Source organism: Nostoc sp. (genome assembly GCF_036917975.1).
Lineage (GTDB): Bacteria > Cyanobacteriota > Cyanobacteriia > Cyanobacteriales > Nostocaceae > Nostoc.
In genome coordinates this window covers 1-18287 of record NZ_JBALEJ010000033.1, presented here as the reverse complement: position 1 = coordinate 18287, position 18287 = coordinate 1, and the positions used below count along the sequence as shown (strand labels likewise).

The 18287-nt window shown below is 41.9% G+C and carries 23 protein-coding genes; 15 read left to right on the top strand and 8 right to left on the bottom strand.

Features of this window, described 5'->3' with window-relative positions:
- From V7K76_RS14710 to V7K76_RS14685, 6 genes are all read right to left on the bottom strand, one after another.
- Positions 1-625 (bottom strand): HEAT repeat domain-containing protein (locus tag V7K76_RS14710; protein ID WP_335029851.1); only part of this gene is annotated, 625 nt, incomplete at its 3' end.
- Positions 626-1609: 984 nt separating this feature from the next.
- The gene (locus V7K76_RS14705; RefSeq protein WP_335029850.1) at positions 1610-2683 is read right to left on the bottom strand and encodes a hypothetical protein; all 1074 of its coding nucleotides are present in this window, start codon (positions 2681-2683) and stop codon (positions 1610-1612) included.
- A complete protein-coding gene (locus V7K76_RS14700) occupies positions 2680-3243 on the bottom strand; it encodes a hypothetical protein (RefSeq protein WP_335029848.1) in 564 nt (187 codons plus the stop codon). The genes V7K76_RS14705 and V7K76_RS14700 overlap by 4 nt, the downstream gene beginning before the upstream one ends.
- A 348-nt stretch (positions 3244-3591) precedes the next feature.
- Positions 3592-4392: a hypothetical protein gene (locus V7K76_RS14695; RefSeq protein WP_335029847.1), complete on the bottom strand. Its 801-nt coding sequence runs from the start codon at positions 4390-4392 to the stop codon at positions 3592-3594.
- Positions 4389-5219, bottom strand: a complete 831-nt coding sequence (locus tag V7K76_RS14690; protein WP_335029846.1) for an HNH endonuclease — start codon at positions 5217-5219, stop codon at positions 4389-4391. The genes V7K76_RS14695 and V7K76_RS14690 overlap by 4 nt, the downstream gene beginning before the upstream one ends.
- Before the next feature lies 1 nt (position 5220).
- Positions 5221-6747, bottom strand: coding sequence for a hypothetical protein (locus V7K76_RS14685; RefSeq protein WP_335029845.1), 1527 nt, complete (start codon positions 6745-6747; stop codon positions 5221-5223).
- 152 nt (positions 6748-6899) lie between these two features.
- Here V7K76_RS14685 and V7K76_RS14680 point away from each other — a divergent pair, with 152 nt between their 5' ends.
- From V7K76_RS14680 to V7K76_RS14645, 8 genes are all read left to right on the top strand, one after another.
- A complete protein-coding gene (locus V7K76_RS14680) occupies positions 6900-7142 on the top strand; it encodes a helix-turn-helix domain-containing protein (protein ID WP_335029844.1) in 243 nt (80 codons plus the stop codon).
- Complete coding sequence (locus V7K76_RS14675; protein WP_335029843.1) at positions 7135-7686, top strand: helix-turn-helix domain-containing protein; 552 nt, start codon at positions 7135-7137, stop codon at positions 7684-7686. The genes V7K76_RS14680 and V7K76_RS14675 overlap by 8 nt, the downstream gene beginning before the upstream one ends.
- A gap of 28 nt (positions 7687-7714) precedes the next feature.
- Entirely contained in the window at positions 7715-7927 is a 213-nt protein-coding gene (locus V7K76_RS14670) for a hypothetical protein (RefSeq protein ID WP_335029842.1), read from the top strand.
- Positions 7928-8011: 84 nt separating this feature from the next.
- Entirely contained in the window at positions 8012-8188 is a 177-nt protein-coding gene (locus tag V7K76_RS14665; protein ID WP_335029841.1) for a DUF6888 family protein, read from the top strand.
- Positions 8185-8454, top strand: coding sequence for a DUF6887 family protein (locus V7K76_RS14660; RefSeq protein WP_335029840.1), 270 nt, complete (start codon positions 8185-8187; stop codon positions 8452-8454). Before V7K76_RS14665 ends, V7K76_RS14660 begins: the two co-directional genes overlap by 4 nt.
- Positions 8451-8702: a type II toxin-antitoxin system RelE family toxin gene (locus V7K76_RS14655; protein WP_335029838.1), complete on the top strand. Its 252-nt coding sequence runs from the start codon at positions 8451-8453 to the stop codon at positions 8700-8702. Before V7K76_RS14660 ends, V7K76_RS14655 begins: the two co-directional genes overlap by 4 nt.
- 35 nt (positions 8703-8737) lie before the next feature.
- A complete protein-coding gene (locus V7K76_RS14650) occupies positions 8738-8881 on the top strand; it encodes a helix-turn-helix domain-containing protein (RefSeq protein WP_335029836.1) in 144 nt (47 codons plus the stop codon).
- 129 nt (positions 8882-9010) lie between these two features.
- Positions 9011-10906, top strand: coding sequence for a P-loop NTPase fold protein (locus V7K76_RS14645; protein WP_335029835.1), 1896 nt, complete (start codon positions 9011-9013; stop codon positions 10904-10906).
- Here the strand turns inward: V7K76_RS14645 and V7K76_RS14640 are convergent.
- Positions 10878-11090 (bottom strand): hypothetical protein, encoded by a 213-nt coding sequence (locus V7K76_RS14640; RefSeq protein ID WP_335029834.1) that lies wholly within the window; start codon positions 11088-11090, stop codon positions 10878-10880. The two genes, V7K76_RS14645 and V7K76_RS14640, sit on opposite strands and share 29 nt — an antisense overlap.
- Before the next feature lie 62 nt (positions 11091-11152).
- On the opposite strand from V7K76_RS14640, the gene V7K76_RS14635 reads away from it, so the two are divergent.
- Positions 11153-11452, top strand: a complete 300-nt coding sequence (locus V7K76_RS14635) for a hypothetical protein (RefSeq protein WP_335029833.1) — start codon at positions 11153-11155, stop codon at positions 11450-11452.
- Between the two features lie 150 nt (positions 11453-11602).
- Positions 11603-12205, top strand: coding sequence for a hypothetical protein (locus V7K76_RS14630; RefSeq protein WP_335029832.1), 603 nt, complete (start codon positions 11603-11605; stop codon positions 12203-12205).
- Here V7K76_RS14630 and V7K76_RS14625 read toward each other — a convergent pair.
- A complete protein-coding gene (locus V7K76_RS14625; RefSeq protein WP_335029831.1) occupies positions 12188-12325 on the bottom strand; it encodes a hypothetical protein in 138 nt (45 codons plus the stop codon). The genes V7K76_RS14630 and V7K76_RS14625 overlap by 18 nt on opposite strands.
- Positions 12326-12685: 360 nt before the next feature.
- On the opposite strand from V7K76_RS14625, the gene V7K76_RS14620 reads away from it, so the two are divergent.
- The 5 genes from V7K76_RS14620 to V7K76_RS14600 all read left to right on the top strand — a co-directional run.
- The gene (locus V7K76_RS14620; RefSeq protein WP_335029830.1) at positions 12686-12853 is read left to right on the top strand and encodes a hypothetical protein; all 168 of its coding nucleotides are present in this window, start codon (positions 12686-12688) and stop codon (positions 12851-12853) included.
- Between the two features lie 30 nt (positions 12854-12883).
- Positions 12884-13279 carry a hypothetical protein gene (locus V7K76_RS14615; RefSeq protein ID WP_335029829.1) on the top strand — a complete coding sequence of 132 codons (396 nt, stop codon included), beginning with the start codon at positions 12884-12886 and terminating at the stop codon, positions 13277-13279.
- Between the two features lie 72 nt (positions 13280-13351).
- Entirely contained in the window at positions 13352-13609 is a 258-nt protein-coding gene (locus tag V7K76_RS14610) for a hypothetical protein (protein ID WP_335029828.1), read from the top strand.
- 470 nt (positions 13610-14079) lie between these two features.
- Positions 14080-16191 carry an AAA-like domain-containing protein gene (locus V7K76_RS14605; protein ID WP_335029827.1) on the top strand — a complete coding sequence of 704 codons (2112 nt, stop codon included), beginning with the start codon at positions 14080-14082 and terminating at the stop codon, positions 16189-16191.
- Positions 16184-18287 (top strand): AAA-like domain-containing protein (locus tag V7K76_RS14600; protein ID WP_335029826.1); only part of this gene is annotated, 2104 nt, incomplete at its 3' end. The genes V7K76_RS14605 and V7K76_RS14600, both read left to right, overlap by 8 nt.

Here is an 18287-nt window from a genome sequence, read left to right as displayed (position 1 = left end):
CTGAAGCCTCAACGCTTTTATCTTTGAGGAAGTTAAAGATGTCTTTGACGTAGGGTGTGGCTGCTGTTCCCAATTTCCCCAAAGCTTGTGCCGCAAAGTAACGAACTTCGGCCTCAACGCTTTTATCTTTGAGGATGTCGGCGATGTCTTTGACGTAGGGTGTGGCTGCTGTTCCCAAATTCCCTAAAGCTGATGCCGCACTGGAACGAACTTGAAACTCAACGCTTTTATCTTTGAGGATGTCAGCGATGTCTTTGACGTAGGGTGTGGCTGCTGTTCCCAAATTCCCCAAAGCTGATGCCGCACTGGAACGAACTGAAGCCTCAACCCTTTTATCTTTGAGAAGTTTGACAGCAATTTGTGCAATATTTCCTAGTTCCTTCTCTAAAGATTTTAAATTTTTCAGTCTATATTCACCTAATTTATCCAAAGCCAACGTCTTCACCTTAGGATAGTCATCATTAAGGGCTGCCATAATACCCTGAATCTGCCATAATTCTGGCTTTGGCTTTGGTGGTTCTTCAGCGTTTACCCAATTAAGTGAAAAGACAACAGTCAGTAAACAAGTAAAAAGAAACAGGAAAACGCGAGATAACCTGCGACGGTTGCCGACATTTTTGGGCATGATAGGGAGACAGAACAAAAAGCTCTGATGTGACGGTGAGGCGAGTCCTTGTCTCCAATGAGATGAAGTCATACCCATAAATACTGCAATATTGTTTATTAGTGTAGCAGTGCGAATCATCCGCAGTTTAAAAGCCTTGTCATTACGTACATTTTTGTAACAGTCAAAGTATCACGCCAGCCAAGAAGACGCAAAGAGCTTTGTGGTAAACATCGCTGTTGTGGAAGCCCATCGCCACTGAGGTTCTTTGTAGAAAGCCCAATACCCGCAATAGTATTGGAGGGTTTTTAAAATTTTGAAGCTTCTTGTATAGTATTCAAATCATTGGAGTCGCCCAAGGTAGCGATCCTAATTTGGCAGATAAGTTAAGAGGTACAGCAACGTAGTTTTTCACTCTCCTTTATGGGGGGAGAGTGAAAAACTACATACTTTCATCTCGCTCTCGCTTATCCTTGATTGGTGCGATCGCACTTCCCTATTTTTCCTTTCCGCATAGTCGTAACCAGACATAATCGAGTTATACTAAAAACGGATGATTGCTAGACTTTTGCCCAGGCAAAAATCTTTGTATATCAATACTTTTGGCGATTTTAAAACTAAAGCTGCAACCCGTCTTTAGTATAGCAAACCATGCAACCATTGTTTGTTCATCAGTTGCGTAGCTTGCCGCCGTAAGCATCGCAGGGTTCTCTTTTACAATCCTCACGAACTCTTTAGCCTAAATCTGGGCATTTGCTGTCGTTGGTATTTGTTTATCCATTCGATATCTCCCAAAAATAAGGGCTACTGGCTTAGTCCCTGTTGATTTCGATACGATTCATGCCAATACTTTTGGGACGGATTTAAGCCAGAGGCATAGATAGCTGTTTTAGCAGATTCTTCCAAAGTCATGTTGTACTTTATAGAGGTGAGCAAATTTTACTACACCCTTACCGCTTTCAATTCAGGAATCGTCAGATATTGCTTATTTTTGCATGAGAACATTTACCAAAGTTTAAGCAAAGCCATTCGTTTAAGTTGAATCGCCAACACTGGATCACTTTGGCATTCTTGCAGAAATTCATCAGGTGGACATTCCCCCATCGCTGCATAGGATTTGAGCTTAGTTGCACGTTGCGATCGCAATTTAGAATTCTGAGCTATTTCTTGTGGGACTGTCGAGTAATCAGATAACTTGATACCCCACTGCGGATTCAGGGTAATTACCCCCATGAGACTTCGTGCATGAGGTGTTTCTAACAGGGCTGCGATCGCCTCAATAGATGGACAAATCCCCTGATTAGCAGCATCTAGAATGTTTAATATCTCGCTGTTTGTAAGGTTTTGTAAAGGCAAGATAGCAGGCGCAGCGCAACTTTCGCCAACTCTTGGAGACGCTACGCGAACATGACAGTCTTTCACTTCCTCACCAAAATTCTGGTTCTCTGCTGCAAACATTGCGGGTGCATCATCTACAAGCGCTAGCGTCGTGCAGTCAGTCGCCACAGGCGATTCTTCAACACTTTCTTCCAGAGGTAGAGGCGAAGCACCCTCCAAGGGTGCATTCGCCGTTCCATCAGCTTGAGAATCACACATCACGAACTCTTTTGAAGAGTTCGTGATGTGTTCGTGAGGAGTTCCTGAAGGTTCTTGGAGCGCTTGCTCTGACTTGATTTGATCTAAAGACTTTTGATCGTTTGAAGCGGTAATCGGATCGTTGGGGGCGGTATCCGCTTTATTTGAGGCGGATACCGCTTCATTATTTTTGGTATGCCAAAATTCCTTAACCCTGGCACCATGTAAATTAATTACTTCCCAAAAGGATGTTCTGCCATCACTACCAGAACTGATGCGGCGAAACAAGAATAGACGGGTTGCCTCAAGTATTCTTCTTGCAAATCTAAATGCTGAATCACTGAGGTTGGTCGTTAGCTTCATCCAGCGTGAACCGTAGGGGTCAGCGAGCCAGCACTGATGCCAGAATTTGAGAACACATGGTTTCTGCTCCAACATTAATATTGTGTCTTCCTCTGGAATGATCGTGTGAGGCCGATTAAACACTTTGGTGGTAGAGGTCATTTCACACCTCCCTTGTGCGTGGAGGTGTGGCAACGACAACACAGAGTGGTCAAATCAGCCAAATGCTCCATTTCAGAGCCATGATGTTCGTAAGTTAAATGATGGACTTGTAATTTTTGATTAGCTCCACACTTGACACATCTAAAATTGTCTCTCGCTAGTACCAGCCTCCTACAGTCTTGCCAATACTCCGATGACAAAAACTCGTTGTAAGCGCTGAAATTATACTCTTTGGGTTCTGGTAAATAAATACCGTGTTTATTCTCTGAGAAACAGACTGTGCCAGCATACTCTTCGTAGCATGGCTTATTAGGAAGATAAAAAATCTTGAACAACTTGCTATCTGTTACTTCTGCTATCGCCTTATTTAAATGAGTTGCTTTTATCCCTGAATCTGACAGTACAATTTCTTTTTTGACAGATGAACTAGAATATTTGTCGTACTTGGGCTTGTAAGGATGCACAGCCCAACCATAGTTATAGAGTTTGAGAGCGCAATGTGAAAAATGCTTGACTGCCCACATCAAATCTTCTGGTGGAATACCTTTGTAATTCGTCATCTTTCAATATCCTGACTATATTTGATGCACAGAAATATCCCTCGCTACCGCGAGAGGACTTAAGCCAATTCTGTTTCGCTAAAAGCTAACTATCTAATGCCAGTTAGTTTATTATTTGGTGGCAAATAGCGATAGTACCTGAGTGCGGAGTCGCCTGTAACTTATTGATTATTACCTCGTATTTTTCAGCGGGAATTTCTCTAGTTGATTGGCATCCAAAAACTAAGCTTTTTTGTTACCATTCCCATAAAATTAATTTGTTCCTGCTCGATCAGACGTCATATTCTAGATCCAGGAAAATTTTCCTGGATCTAGGATATCCGACTTAGAAATTGGCAGATATGCTGTTCAAGAGTGAGCCGCGGCGTACTTGGGCGACTTCAAATATTCCAAAAACTCTGCAAGCTGCTTATCTCTTAAATATTGCCTGGATCGCACTTTGAACAACTCAAACAGTGCATCTTGGGCAAGTTCCACTGAGATATTCTTTCGTTTTAAAAGCGATTCAATTTCGGCATTAAGTAGGGTGCGATCGTAGTTTTCCTCTACTGGCAATGTATTCTCACGAGTAGAGTTTGATGGCAACTGCTTCGCCGGATTTGATTCGCCAAATATATTAGGTGGGGACAATCGCCGCTTGGTTTGTAGCTGTACATCTTGGATGTCCTCTTGAACACCACCCAATTTAGTTTGAACATCATGAATGATGCTTGCACAATCCGCTTGAACATTCCAAGGTGCTTTGATTCTAGATTTAGTTATAGCGTCGTAAACTTGACAGAAAACTGTATTTTGCTCACCCGCATTACAACCAATAATCAGAGGTCTAGACAAATCTTCAACTAGGGCGATCGCTAAAAGAAAACTTTTGGCAAAGTTTGTCTCAACGCCAGTTCGGATAATGTAAGTTTCATTTGCGGAAACGACAATATCCAACTTCATGGTTTCCTTCCCTTTGAACTCTTTAGAGGTCAGGCGTAATTCAGACAGATATCCACATATGCCGGTGGCATATTCAGGAGTATTTATTTTAGTTTCTGGATCGTGATAGTACCAGCAATAATTTTTGCCTTCAGAGCCTCCGTTCCTGACGTAGAGGTATATTGGTTCAGGAAGGTTGCAAAGTCCTAAGTTAAGTTTTGGGGTCATGGATTGATTCCTTCTGTGTCTTTTCGCAATCGAAGAAAATCCGCTATTTTAGCTAGCCGAGCAATACTGAAATGTGGGCTTTGTAGATACCATTCAGAATAAACTCTGTCTTGCTTAGAGCAGTTGCAGGAGAGGCAACATGGCAAGATATTGCTCAAAGCGTCGTGTCCTCCCTTAGCAATTGGTATTACATGATCGACCGTTAAATTTTCTACAGTGCCACAATAAACGCACTCACTATTGAAAGCTTGAAAATGTGCGACTAGCTCAGATGCAGTATATGGAACTCTTGGGGCAATAGCCATCCTAGCTCTACGCTTGTGGCGTCTGATTGCTTTACAAGCTTTTCCTTTAGCTGTTTTTTCATATTCTTTGCACTTTTGAAGTATTTTTTGTTTATTGGTTTGGTAGTAAGCCTGTAAGTATTGAGACATATAATCAGGATTAGCTTTCTTCCATCGCTCAACCCTCTCTTTTGCTTGTGTTCCTCGTGATTTCATAGACACGCAAATAACACAAGTACTCCGATTATTCCTGAGCGAATAACCAGTTTGCATATAGTCATGTTCATTCTTGCAAAGCAGTCCTAGATAACAGTTGTCTGGGATTAGTATGCCTTCCGGCTGTGGTGCATTTTTATTTGGAAATATCCTTAATCTACTATTTTTTCTTTGACGTCTTAGCAAGACAGCGCATTCTTTGCAGTCAAAATTTGATTTGTAACGAAGTGATTTTCCCGTATTTTGGTAATCGTGTTTTCGTGGGCAGAGTTTCCCTAAATAAAACAAATCATTAGGAAGGTTTTCGTTATCTACTTCTTCTTTCATATTAAAACTTAAATACTTTTACTTCCTTGCAAGAAACAACTATGGTTTCGCCTTTTTCTGTGCGAAAACTCCACAGTTCGTCAACCGTCCCATAGTCAATAAACTTATGGAACTTGCACACTTGTTGATTGACTTCAAACTCCAATTTAGCCAGTCCCTTAGCTAGGGCTACATGATGCAACCAGGAAACCTCTTTTTCGTGAATCGCACAAGTGAAGCTGTTCTCCAAGTAACTTGCAAGCTTGGCTATCAATAGCTGCTTTTCTTCGATTGTCCAAAGCTCCATCGCAGTAGTCAAAGTTTTGTTGTTGGATCTGACAAGTGATGCAATTTCGTCCCAATCGTCGGCATCCTTCAATCGCTGTTCCAAGGTTGGCTCGTCGGGGACACCTGAATAGAAGGCTTCGAGGAAAGAAGTTTTGCTGATTTTATGCTTAAATCTAGGCTCATTGGCGACATCAGCAATCAAATCATCCCCCCCAGGAACAAGAACCAATCTCATGTGTTGTTGTAACTCATCTGAATCAAACCAAATCCCGTTCCTCTTCGCACCATCTACCGCACAAGACATCCAGCGAGTGTACTGTTTTAAAACAGAATCGTAAGTGTCATCGCCATCAGGCAATGCTTGTAAAGTCACCAATTCCTGCTTCGCGTTTACCGCATTGATGTACAACTGCTGATACGGGTATGAAAGTTTTTTGCGATCGCTAATCTCATCTGCGATCGCATCCATATCAATCTTCTTCAAGTCTGACAATGGCACCGAGTAGATCCCCTCATTGACCTCTAAGAGGGCATTATCACCCTCAGTTTTATTTACCCACGAGGCATAGATTTCCCCGCCGTCATACCACTGCACGGGATAGGCTTCAAAGTCTGTTTGAAGTTCAGCATCTATTTTCACGGGTTCTTCTTCATATTTGGCAAACTGCTGTTTGAATCTAGCGATCGCAACCACCGGATCAACACCCGTTATAAGCTCTTGCACTAATTTGCAATTCTCTTCTATGGCTCTCTGCTTCGAGAGTCCCATCAGTTGGGCCGTAGCGCTAACAATCTCATCAGTCGTCTTGCTAATATTCAATCCAAATACCTCGTCTTTCTTCTCCTCAACTGATTTGTATTTTTCCCTCGGTTTCGTTGGTAGTTTCTTAATTAGTTCTGTGATTTCTGCCTGCGTCGGTTCATTCGCCCTGATCTCCTCAACAATTGGGGCATAGCGAGGTAGGGGGAGCTTCAGTAGAGTTCTGATATCGAGTTTGGCGATCGCGCCAATCTGGAGAGGCAAATGCTCTTTGATAAAGTCGGCAAGCTTTACATAAGGCCCGGCACTGCGGCGATTCCAACCAAAGCTATTCAAGTATGCAAGGTATTCTTTTGCGGGCATTGTCTCCCGCTTCTTAGCAACTGATAGCCAGAACTCCAGCGACTGCGCGGTTGATTTGAATAGCTTTTCGGGTTCTCCAAGCAAACCACCGCAATGCTCTGCGGCGATCGCTTGAGACTCAAGGATTCCTTGTGTCATAATGGAATTCTCCATGATCAACGTGGATAGAGAAGCGCTTAAGTTTGCGAGACCGGGGCGCTTTCTCTATTTGTTTATTGTAAACCGACAGTTGAGAGTTGTCAATCAACAATTAAAGGTATATAGTAAATACAGGAATTGAGGTTTGCAAAATGCCTGGCTTAATGAAGGTTAGAAGGACTGTAGAGCGTGAATTTCCAGGACTAGGGACAAGAATAAAAAAGGCAAGAGAAGCCGATTCACGTTCTCTTGCTCAAATTTGCGGCGAAATTGATATGACTGCTGCCAATTGGTACAAAATCGAAAAAGAAGAAACTAAGTTTTTGCCGCTAGAAACCTTACGAAAAATTGAAAAAGTGTTGCAGGTCGATTTAGAAGTAAATCTTGATGATTAACCCACAAGCTATTAACCTTTCGCATCTTCCTTGGTTGCCTCTGGATGCGAAATCAGCGTTTCCTCAAAATCCTGCTATATACTTTGCTATTGATTCTCATGGTACAGTTCAATACATTGGGCGTTCTATAAATCCTAGAAACAGGTGGGCAAATCATCATAGATACAAACAACTAGAAGCGATTGGAGACGTAAAAATTGCTTATATGTTTGTCATCTCCCCTGATTTACTTCCTGAGATTGAAGAAGCATTGATTGACTGGTTTCGCCCTCCGCTAAATATGGCCTTCAAATCGATGAACATCTGTGCGAAAGCAGAAACATCGGTCGATGCCATAGAAATGATTTGTAAATTACCCCAACTGATGGAACAAAAAGGCGTAAATCAAAGGCAGCTAGCGGAACAAACAGGATTAAGCCCTACCACTGTTAGCAAGCTTTACCGGAATCAACTAGACAGATTCGATAAAAAGACTGTTACCAAGTTATGCGATTATTTCGGCTGCAAAAGCATTAACGAATTGCTTGAGATTGTCGTTAACTAATATGCTCTAAATACTACTATTTCAATAAATGAATTGCCCAAAATGTGGATGCGATCGCATTGCATGGCTTTCCCCTGTCCCAGAAGTGCGTTTTCATCGCTTGTTAATTGAAAAAGAATTGATTAGATTGTATCATCCTGTTCTCAATATGCAGATATGGAACGGATTGAGAAGACACGATCCAAGTAAGTTCTATAATTCGGTTCTACCAAAACTTCAAGTCAAAAAGTTATTAAAGTAGAAGATAAAAATGCTTAATTTTCCTGTCCCCACCCTTCTACCCTTTGCCTTCTGCTGAACTATACGTTGCTGGTACTAAAGCTGAATGAAACCAACAATTGAACAAGCAATTGAATTATTCAAGGTGTGTCAGGACTTAACTCAGATGTACCTGCCAATTTATTTAGTCAGACTAGATGAACGGACAACCCGCATTTACATTCTTGCTGGACAAACTTTTGAAGTAGAGATACTTCCAAATGGGAAGGTGAGGTATTTATGACAAAGCCAGATTTTCAAGCAATGACTAAACAAGAGTTAAGAGCTTATGTGTTGGAGCATCGAGATGATCAAGAAGCTTTTTATGCATTAGCTGACAAACTTAGAGAAGAACCAGGTGTTGAAATTACTTCAACAGAGCAGATGCATGAGCTAATTGAAGCAAGGTTAGATGACGCTGATGTAAGAGATACCTATACAGTACTAGAAGAAATTGCAGGGCTAGGGACAACACCCTTTGAAGACATTAAAAAGGAGCTAGGGATATGAGCTACCAAGTAGCATTAGCACCTTCAGCTGTGCAGAAAATTGCAGAACTAGACTCAGAGGTGCAGCAACGACTAGCACAAAAGCTAGAGGAGCTAGCACTAGATCCACGTCCAAAAGATTCTCACTCATTGAGGGACACTGAACAGCTATATAAAGTTCGTTTGGGTCAATACCGCATTACTTATCAGATTCAGGATCGCTCCTTACTACTAACAGTGATAAAGATTGCACATCTAAAAGATTATTAAAGCTTATCTGGAAAAACAAGCGCTCACTTACTGATTTGTGCGCTGCTGCTGGCATGACTACTGCCAACTGGTACAGGATTGAGTCTGAAGACACTAAAAGCCTGCCTATAGAGACGCTTCGCAAGATTGAAGATGTTTTAGGGGTTGACTTTGGTGTAATCCTGGAAGGAGAGGTTTAGTTGGAGTTGTGCGATCCTTCTGCCTTCTTTGATCAATTGCCCCCTGCCTTATCTCAACAATAAATTTTTCCACCCACCTACTTAGTTCAAAGAGACAAAATATTAAACTTAGGGATTTGGTAAACAAAAATGACGCAAGATAACCAGCCAATAAATGGCCATATTAAAAATTACTTGAATTTTTACTGTGGATTATATGCACCCGGATTTGCTGTTTTACTAAAAGGTGAGTGGGGTTGTGGTAAAACATGGTTTATCAAGAGGTATATTGTAAAGCTCCAAGAGCAAAAGCAAAAATGCTTGTATGTTAACCTTAACGGCGTAAGCTCATTTTCTGAAATAGAACAAGCTTTTTTACTACAACAAATTCCTTTTCTAGCATCCAAGCATGTAGCCATAGGGAGTAGTATTATTGCACAAGTTATCAGTAATCATTTTAAAATAGATGTCAGTAAGGGCAAAGCATTAAATAGTGCAATTCCAAGTCCTAGTCTTACCGAATATGTGACAAACCTTACTAAAAGTATATTAATATTTGATGAGTTAGAGCGATGTCAGATAGACCTCAACAAGATATTGGGATATATCAGCAACTTTGTAGAACATCAAGAACTAAAAGTAATTATTATTGCAAATGAGGAAAAGTTAGACGAAAAATCTGATTATAAAGTGATAAAAGAAAAGGTGATTGAGAAAACTTTTACTATTAATATTGATTTTAATGGTGCCTTAGAAAATTTCATAAAAGAGGTAAACAACTCAAAGGTTAGAGATTTTTTATTTGAAAATATCAATTTAATAGAAAAAGTATATATAGAAGCAAAATATAATAACTTAAGAACTTTAAGTCACATTGTTCTTGATTTTGAAATAATTTTTGAGTCATTGCCAGAAAAAGCTAGAGCCAAGTCAGAAATTCTTCAAGACATTTTGAAAGTCCTCATAGTTTTGTCAATTGAAATTAAGAGTGGAAGATTATCTCCAGAAGATATTTATAAATTGCAGCAAGAATACATATCCAGTTTAAGCGAGCAGATTGTCGATCGTCAATTATCAAGTCCAGGCGTAAGTAGTAAAGAAAAAACAGATTCTCCGCAGTCAATATTTCAAAAGTATCACTTTATCAATTTCTATACGCTATTTCCAAGTTATATATGGTGGGGAACATTTTTTGACAAAGGTATATTAGACGCACAAGAATTAGAGAAATCGATTAAAAGTAGCAAATATTTTGAGGACGAGACAACACCTGACTGGGTGAAATTATGGCATTATCCTTCTCTTAGTGATGAGGATTTCGAGAAATTACTCACTCAAGTCGAGTCAGAATATACTAATAGATATTTTGATGATCCTGGGGTAGTTAAGCATATCACTGGAATGTTCTTAAATTTTTCTGATGCTGGACTGCTTCACAAAAGCTCAGAAGAGATTCTAAAAGATTCAAAACTTTATATTGATTGGTTCAAAAATAATGAACCATCAAAGCTAGCATCATACTCTTTTTATAGTGCTGATAACGGATATCTTAGACTGGGTTTTAAAGGTGCAAAATTTGAAGAATTTAAGGAGTTTTGCACTTACCTTGAAAAAGGTCAAGAGTCAGTAAAAAATGACAATATGCCCAATATTGGGCAAGAATTGCTCTCCGTCATGGAGAGCGATGTATGGAAATTTAGAGATATGATTTGTTTAATTGATTCGCCGAATCAAGTGGCAGTAAGCCAGCAATATCATAGAATCCCTGTATTAAAACACATAACAGAAGTTGACTTTCTAGAAAAACTCTTATCTCTTAAGTTTGAAGACCAGCGTAATGTTTGTAATTCCCTGGTTAAGCGCTATGAAATTGAGACTTTTAATAAAGAATTATTTGAGGAGTTAGACTGGCTTAAATGTGTCCACAGTTTATTGCTAGAAGAAATTACACGGAAACAGGGCAAGGTTAGTAGCTTGACTTTAAAATCATATATTGAACCTATATTAAATGAAGCTATCAACAAGCTTGAGGGAGTAACACATTAGGTGATTTATTACTAATAAATAAGCGATCGCCAACCCCTGTCGTTAATCCTCCAGCATAGTTGACTCCGGCGGGTGAGTTACGCCATCGCAGAGAGTCTATACAGCAAATCCAGGAAAATTTTCCTGGATGTTGATGTTCTGGCGATCGCTTGGTTTGCTGCTGTGACAATTGCGTAGGTTCCATCAACTTTTATAGCGAAGTTAATAGTTACAATACTTGTGCGATCGCATTCCTGAGAGATTAATATGCTCGCTGGGTGCGATCGCACCCGACGACAATCAAAATTCAGCACTGGCGGATTCGTCGAAGTGATTCTGAATTCTGCCCTGTCCGCTTGCGATCGCTCTCAGCAAGAGCAGCGTCCTTTTCCACTTGAGATGCAAGAACTGGAAGCGATTAGGCGGCGAAGCGGAGTGGCAGGGGCGGGCTTGCGAGAGTTGTCCTCACGACAATTTTTCTGCCCCCTGCCACCGCCTAATCGAGCGAAGCGGTCTTCCGGTTCGTTGGGCAACATGAGTGGATTTGTTTTATTCCTGATTTTGTAATTCGATTAATTATACATTTGTATTTCTAAGTAAAAACCCTAAAAGATATTCGGTTAACCGTACTTGAGATATAAATTTTTAGTCGTAGATTTTTGTTTTCAGGTTACTTAGTTTTATACTTGTTTAAATGCGTAGTCAGGTTTTTCTACCATGAGTGATGTTTCTGAGGTTGATATTATTAAAGCTGTTGCTTGTGATATCCCTCTCGGCGATTCCTTTTTAGACGCTTATATGATGCCTAGTGGTGAGAAGCGTCTTGGTGTTGAAGGAATAGGTATTTCTCTTGGCTATACAGACCGCTGGTTTTACAACCGCACAAAAAGGCAGTCTAAATGGCTGAGATGCTTACACAATACGGGTTTTACAGGCGCACAACTTGAGCTAAGAGTTATTAGGCTGTTTCAAGGTAAAACTTATCGAGGATCTTCTGTAGCAAAGACTATTAGCCTTCGTGACTTTATAAAACTTGTTACTTACGAGGCTATTATTCAACGTAATCTCAAAGCGATTATTTTGCTTGCCGCTTTTGCTGAAACTGGTCTAGAGCGGATATTAGATGATGCATTTGCTGGACGTTCAATAGAATTTCTTCTAGAAAAGATTGTTGAATTTAGCAAATGGACTTATGAGGAATTAGAAGAAGTCTTGCTATACAACAGAGAAGAAGTGCGTGCTTTGTATCCCTGGAGTGGCAAGGATTTATCAAATCGTAGGTATTCAGGATTGACTCCGCCTTCACTTGAGCAGTGCTGAAATTAAGGATGGAGGGTGAGCGCGATCGCCAAAGGCAATTAGACTGCACAAGAACATCCAGGAAAATTTTCCTGGATGTTCTTGCACTTGAACCTGCAACTTGTTAGATACTGCTACCACCCGCGAGCATGAAATGCCTTGCAATACATTTGCAGGGAAACAGCCGCCGCCGAGCCAGGCTTGAAAAACATCTCATCAGAAGATTTGTCCTAAGTAAAAATGATTACTTCCTTTTTAACTTCCGAAGCGGAATACTGATGCAGCAAAGATACCGAAGAATAAGTGAAGATTGCGCTATTCGCTCAGGGAATTAGGGCAGAAGGAATATGCAGTTTAGTTATAGCAACGGACAAGGAGGTTAGGACATTAACTGATGATAAAACTTATATACAAAGAGACTTTCAACCCAGTCCCCAGTCCCCTGCTATATTTGTTTTAAGCCAAAGTTGCAGCACTTGACATCTCCCCCCATTGGGTCAAGTGAAGGCGGAGCCTGTGGCGATCGCCTACCCAAGTGCATCAGCAGATCACAATATCTGCACACCAGCATTTCTCGCATCTGCGGATCTGGCTAGCAAGATGCATACCAAATCTTCAACTAATTTTCGGTGTCTTCTCTGCGGCAGTATTACCCACAGAGCCATATAAAAAAGTAAGAAACATTACAAGATTTTTGGCATGCGCTCTTTATTACTAGCTATTAATGTTGCATCTACGGTTATTGTGCTTGCGAGTTCTGCCTCTGCCCAAAGTCAACCAGGTTTTGAAGAAGCACTTCATAAGAGTAACTATCCTATTGGATCAAACGAAACCCTTTGTTATGCCAAGACAGATACCCCAAACACTTTTGATTTAAGTCGCCTGTGTGGTTTTGTTTCTGCACCAATGCCCGTCAGTAATGTCAGCACTAGCTACAACAGATTATCTGGTGATAGTAGCCACGGTGGGACTGGCTACACGAAGTTTTCTACTGGAGGTACTTCATCTGGAGTTTGTAACTTCCCTAGCGATATCGCTAGGGATGGCAGCCGTTGTGGTGGTCGAGCCGCTAGCGAAAGACCAGGGGGAAGGTAAGCTAAAAGCGATCGCTTTCAGCAAGAACAGCATACTTTTCCACTTGAGCGCAATATCCAGGAAAATTTACAAATGAACACGCCTTATGAAACCTACCCAAACATCAGCTATTGGGTAGTAGAAATGCAAGAAGATGTGGAAATTGGCTGGGATGAAGAAACCCACTCGTTGGTAAGAGCATTCCAGTTTGGTGAATTGATTTGGCAGAGCGGAAAAGATATGAAAAGCCTAGATCAGGCACTGAAGGAGTTAGAGGGCTATATCACGGATTTTGTAGACCCAAACCCATATTACTGGGGAGATGAGTATGGGTACGAGCCAAAAGATTAGGGATTAAGCGCTATCTTGGGTCATCGCAGAATATTCCTCAAATCGTACCCTATTGAGCTATTTCCGACAGCAGCCCCACGCCGTCCCGAAGGGCGGCGATGGGAGTATGTCACGAGCTAGTGAAAGCCGAGATTGAAGCTGAAAATATTTCAGCCTAAGTTAATCAATCCTTCTGCTTTCTGCCCTCTGCCTTTTAAAGTGCGATCGTTTCAGTATCCAAATCACTTTCCATTTCCCACCTTTAACTCGCAACCTCCGTATAAGATATTTTATTCTTGTTTAATCCGGCACTCTATACTCTAAGTCCAGGAAAATTTACGCCGCGAATTTCTTTGTTTCCTGAAAAGCGATCGCTGATCAAATCTGGAAAGGTGCAACTGTTGTTTGTAGTTGTGAGAGCATACTCTGAAAAAATTCAGATGTAGTAAACTGCTCTAAGAAAAAGGCTATGTACAAGAATTGGCGGCACTGTGAAAAAAATCCTGATATTGTCGGCTAATCCTACAGATACGGGGAGACTGCGCCTTGATGAAGAAGTCAGAGAAATTCAGGCAGGGTTGGAGCGTGCCAAAATTCGGGAGCAGTTTGAAATTATCACGAAATGGGCAGTACGTCCAGATGATTTACGCCGCGCTCTTCTAGATCATAATCCTGAGATTATTCATTTTTCTGGACATGGGGGAGGAACTCAAGGTTTAGCTCTTGAAGATCACGTGGGGAAAATGCAACTGGTGAGTAGTGAATCACTCTCAACGTTGTTTTCTCTATTTCAAGGGATTGAGTGTATATTATTAAATGCGTGTTACAGCGAGGCACAAGCAGAGGCAATTCACCAACATATTGATTATGTTGTGGGCATGAATCAAGCAATCGGAGATCAGGCAGCAATTAAGTTTGCCGTAGGATTTTATGATGCACTCGGCGCTGGAAGATCCTACCAAGATGCTTACAAATTTGGTTGTGTATCTATTGCCTTAGAGAATATTCCAGAATCAGCAACGCCAGTCCTCAAACATCGAGATCACCCAATTCATCTTGAGCAAGGATTACAGACGAAACGTATCTTCATCAGTTACAAACGTAACAACCAGAATGCAGAAGCCGATGAGTCAGTAGCGCTACAAGTCTTTCAGGCACTAGCACAGCAGCATCAGGTATTTATTGACCAAACAATGTTAGTGGGTACACGTTGGGCTGAACGTATTGAAACAGAAATCCGCCAAGCAGATTTTCTGATCACCTTCTTGTCAGGACAGTCAGTTTATAGCGAGATGGTAGAGGCAGAAATTAGGATGGCGCATAACTTAGGGCAATTACAAGGAGGGAAACCCGCAATTCTGCCAGTACGGTTGGCATATCGGGAGCCGTTTCAGTATCCTTTGAGTGCTTACTTAAATGATATTAACTGGGCATTTTGGCAAGGGATGGAGGATACACCGCGCCTGATTGCCGAATTAAATCAGGCTATTTGTGGCGGTCAGTTAAGTATCGGTGCAATACAAGCAAAAGCTGACATCCTTCAGAGTAAGCCTTCACCATCATTGCCACGACCTTTGCCTTCTGCACAGCCAGTTTCGCTGGAAATGCCTGAAGGGACGATGGACTGTGAATCGAAATTTTACGTGGAACGGTCATCAGATCCACTTGCCCTAGAAGCAATTAAGCGACAGGGTGTGACTATCACTATTAAAGGCCCTCGGCAGATGGGCAAAAGTTCCTTATTAATTCGGACTATTGAGACTGCTATGACAGCAAGTAAACGGGTGGCATTTCTGGATTTTCAATTGTTTGACAAAGCCACTTTAAATAATGCTGACAGCTTCTTTCGGCAGTTTTGCTCTTGGCTAACCCTGGAACTAGAAATGGCAGATAAAGTAGATGAGTATTGGCAGATGCCTTTAGGTAATAGCCAACGTTGTACTCGCTATGTAGGACGATATCTCCTGAAGGATTTTGGCAAGCCTTTAGTGTTGGCAATGGATGAAGTGGAAAGTGTTTTTGATAGCGAATTTCGTTCTGATTTCTTTGGGATGCTCAGAAGCTGGCACAATAGCCGTGCCACTACTCCCATCTGGAAAAAGCTAGATTTAGCACTGGTAACATCCACTGAACCTTACCAGTTAATTGATAATCTCAACCAATCACCTTTTAATGTGGGAGTGGTCATCGATTTAGAAGATTTTACAGCAGAACAGGTAGCCAACCTCAACCACCTTCATGGTTCTCCCTTCAACCTCAACGAAGAACGACAATTAATCAGATTACTGGGAGGACATCCTTATTTAGTTAGGCTAGCACTTTACTCAGTTGCTAGCGGGCGCCTCTCTAGCAGTGAACTGTTTGCTAATGCTACCTCTGATAAGGGCCCCTTTGGTAATCATCTGCGTAACCATCTATTCCGGTTGCATAACAAAACCGAATTAGTGCAAGGAATGCTACAAGTGATTCACCAGAACAACTGTAAAGATGAGCGTGTTTTCTTTCGTTTGCGGGGTGCAGGTCTGGTGCATCGAGAAAAGCTGGTAGTAATGCCCCGTTGTCAACTTTATGCGGAGTATTTCCGGGAGAACCTGCGTGGTTGAATCAAGCATTTACACTGTTGGTGGAACTGTGCAGGCTGGTGGTGGGATTTATCTGACCCGTCAGGCAGATATGGAGTTGTTGAATTTATGTCAGACAGCAACTTTTGCCTATGTTCTCACACCGCGTCAGATGGGTAAGTCTAGTTTGATGGTACGCACGGCGGAGAGACTCAGGGAGGAAGAGATTAGTTCGGTAGTGGTTGACCTGCAAGAGTTAGGGGCGCAAGTCACAGCCGAACAGTGGTATTTTGGTATTTTGGTGAAGTTGGAAGACCAACTGATGCTGAATACAGATGTGGTAAGTTGGTGGCAAGCACATACGTATCTAGGGGTGTCACAACGAATAACGTTGTTTTTTGAGCAGGTGTTGCTGACTGAGGTAGAGGGGCGGGTGGTGATTTTTGTAGATGAAATTGACTCAACCCTCAGCTTAGATTTCACTGATGATTTTTTTATTGCGATTCGCTATCTCTATGTAGCGAGAGCAACGAATCCTGATTTTCAGCGTCTTTCCTTTGTCTTGCTGGGTGTAGCAACTCCGGGGGATTTAATTCAGGATGCCAAACGCACACCGTTTAATATTGGACAACGTGTGGATTTGAGTGATTTTACTTTTGAGGAAGCTTTACCCTTGGTAGATGGTTTGGGTGTAGCGAAGGATGAAGGACAACAAGTGTTGCGGTGGGTGCTGAAGTGGACGGGGGGACATCCTTATTTAACCCAGCGTCTTTGTGGGGCAGTAGTAAAATTTTTAGGAGATAGTCAGCAGGGGAAACAAGGTGAAATTCCTTTTCAGTTGAGGCAGACAATTATAACTGAAGCAGATGTAAAGGGGATAGTCGGCAGCACATTTTTTGGTGTAATGAGTGAGCAGGATAATAACTTGCAATTTGTGCGAGATATGCTGACTACACGCGCACCAAGCCCGGAAGTGTTGACTATTTACCGAGAAATTCGCCGAGGTAGACGGGCAGTTGTGGATGAGGAGCAGTCATTAGCTAAATCCCACTTGAAGTTGTCGGGAGTGGTGCGGCGGGAACATAATATCTTACAGGTGCGGAATCTAATCTATCGGCAAGTTTTTGATCTCAAGTGGCTGAATCAAAATTTGCCGTTAAACTTGCGGGATCGCTGGGAGCAACTTAAACCGGCACTGCCTTATGTGATCGCACTGCTAGTATTTTCGGGTTTCATGACGGGAGTAGCTGTGTTTGTAAATAGAGAACGTATAACTGCCCTAAATGCCCAGAACAGAGAAAAAGAACAGCGTCGTGAAGCAGAAGACCAGCGTCAAGAAGCAGAAAATCAACGCAATTTGGCACGGCAACAAGCTGGAAAAGCACTTCAGGAGCAAAAAATAACCGAACAAGAACGCCAGGAGGCAGACAAGCAGCGTCAAAGGGCTGAATATGGACAAAAGCAAGCTAAGTCTGCACAACAACTCGCTCAAAAACGGGGTAAAGACTTAGCAAATGCCCTTAAGAAAACTAAAGCGGCTGAACGATTAGCTAATGATAGACAGATAGAAGCGGAAAATCAACGAGATTTGGTACAGCGACAAAAACAGACAGCAATTGCTGCCACAGCCGATGCAAATAAACGTCGGATAAATGCAGAAATTCTTGCCCAGAGTTTAAAATCACAAAACCTGTTGGCATCAAATTTAGAGCTAGATGCTTTAATGGCAGCGTTGAAGGTAGGCAAACAACTGAAAAAACTAGATAAAAATCTAGAGTCAGATACTCGCGTTTTGGCAATAGCCACACTTGAGCAAGTGGTTTATGGGGTGAAGGAACTTAACAGGCTAGAAGGCCATAGCAATGGGGTCTGGGGCGTGGCATTTAGCCCCGACGGTAAAACCATTGCCTCCGCAAGTTTAGACAAGACGGTGAAGCTGTGGAATCTCCAGGGGCAGGAACTCCAAACCCTCAAAGGCCATAGCAGTTCGGTCTATAGCGTGGCATTTAGCCCCGACGGTAAAACCATTGCCTCCGCCAGTGCTGACAAGACGGTGAAGCTGTGGAATCTCCAGGGGCAGGAACTCCAAACCCTCAAAGGCCATAGCAGTTCGGTCTATAGCGTGGCATTTAGCCCCG

Excerpts from the sequence above, each read along its gene's own strand:
- V7K76_RS14705 (WP_335029850.1), bottom strand. The coding sequence starts at position 2,683 with ATGACCTCTACCACCAAAGTGTTTAATCGGCCTCACACGATCATTCCA.
- V7K76_RS14700 (WP_335029848.1), bottom strand. The coding sequence starts at position 3,243 with ATGACGAATTACAAAGGTATTCCACCAGAAGATTTGATGTGGGCAGTC.
- V7K76_RS14695 (WP_335029847.1), bottom strand. The coding sequence starts at position 4,392 with ATGACCCCAAAACTTAACTTAGGACTTTGCAACCTTCCTGAACCAATA.
- V7K76_RS14690 (WP_335029846.1), bottom strand. The coding sequence starts at position 5,219 with ATGAAAGAAGAAGTAGATAACGAAAACCTTCCTAATGATTTGTTTTAT.
- V7K76_RS14685 (WP_335029845.1), bottom strand. The coding sequence starts at position 6,747 with ATGACACAAGGAATCCTTGAGTCTCAAGCGATCGCCGCAGAGCATTGC.
- V7K76_RS14680 (WP_335029844.1), top strand. The coding sequence starts at position 6,900 with ATGCCTGGCTTAATGAAGGTTAGAAGGACTGTAGAGCGTGAATTTCCA.
- V7K76_RS14675 (WP_335029843.1), top strand. The coding sequence starts at position 7,135 with ATGATTAACCCACAAGCTATTAACCTTTCGCATCTTCCTTGGTTGCCT.
- V7K76_RS14670 (WP_335029842.1), top strand. The coding sequence starts at position 7,715 with ATGAATTGCCCAAAATGTGGATGCGATCGCATTGCATGGCTTTCCCCT.
- V7K76_RS14665 (WP_335029841.1), top strand. The coding sequence starts at position 8,012 with ATGAAACCAACAATTGAACAAGCAATTGAATTATTCAAGGTGTGTCAG.
- V7K76_RS14660 (WP_335029840.1), top strand. The coding sequence starts at position 8,185 with ATGACAAAGCCAGATTTTCAAGCAATGACTAAACAAGAGTTAAGAGCT.
- V7K76_RS14655 (WP_335029838.1), top strand. The coding sequence starts at position 8,451 with ATGAGCTACCAAGTAGCATTAGCACCTTCAGCTGTGCAGAAAATTGCA.
- V7K76_RS14645 (WP_335029835.1), top strand. The coding sequence starts at position 9,011 with ATGACGCAAGATAACCAGCCAATAAATGGCCATATTAAAAATTACTTG.
- V7K76_RS14640 (WP_335029834.1), bottom strand. The coding sequence starts at position 11,090 with ATGGAACCTACGCAATTGTCACAGCAGCAAACCAAGCGATCGCCAGAA.
- V7K76_RS14635 (WP_335029833.1), top strand. The coding sequence starts at position 11,153 with ATGCTCGCTGGGTGCGATCGCACCCGACGACAATCAAAATTCAGCACT.
- V7K76_RS14630 (WP_335029832.1), top strand. The coding sequence starts at position 11,603 with ATGAGTGATGTTTCTGAGGTTGATATTATTAAAGCTGTTGCTTGTGAT.
- V7K76_RS14615 (WP_335029829.1), top strand. The coding sequence starts at position 12,884 with ATGCGCTCTTTATTACTAGCTATTAATGTTGCATCTACGGTTATTGTG.
- V7K76_RS14610 (WP_335029828.1), top strand. The coding sequence starts at position 13,352 with ATGAACACGCCTTATGAAACCTACCCAAACATCAGCTATTGGGTAGTA.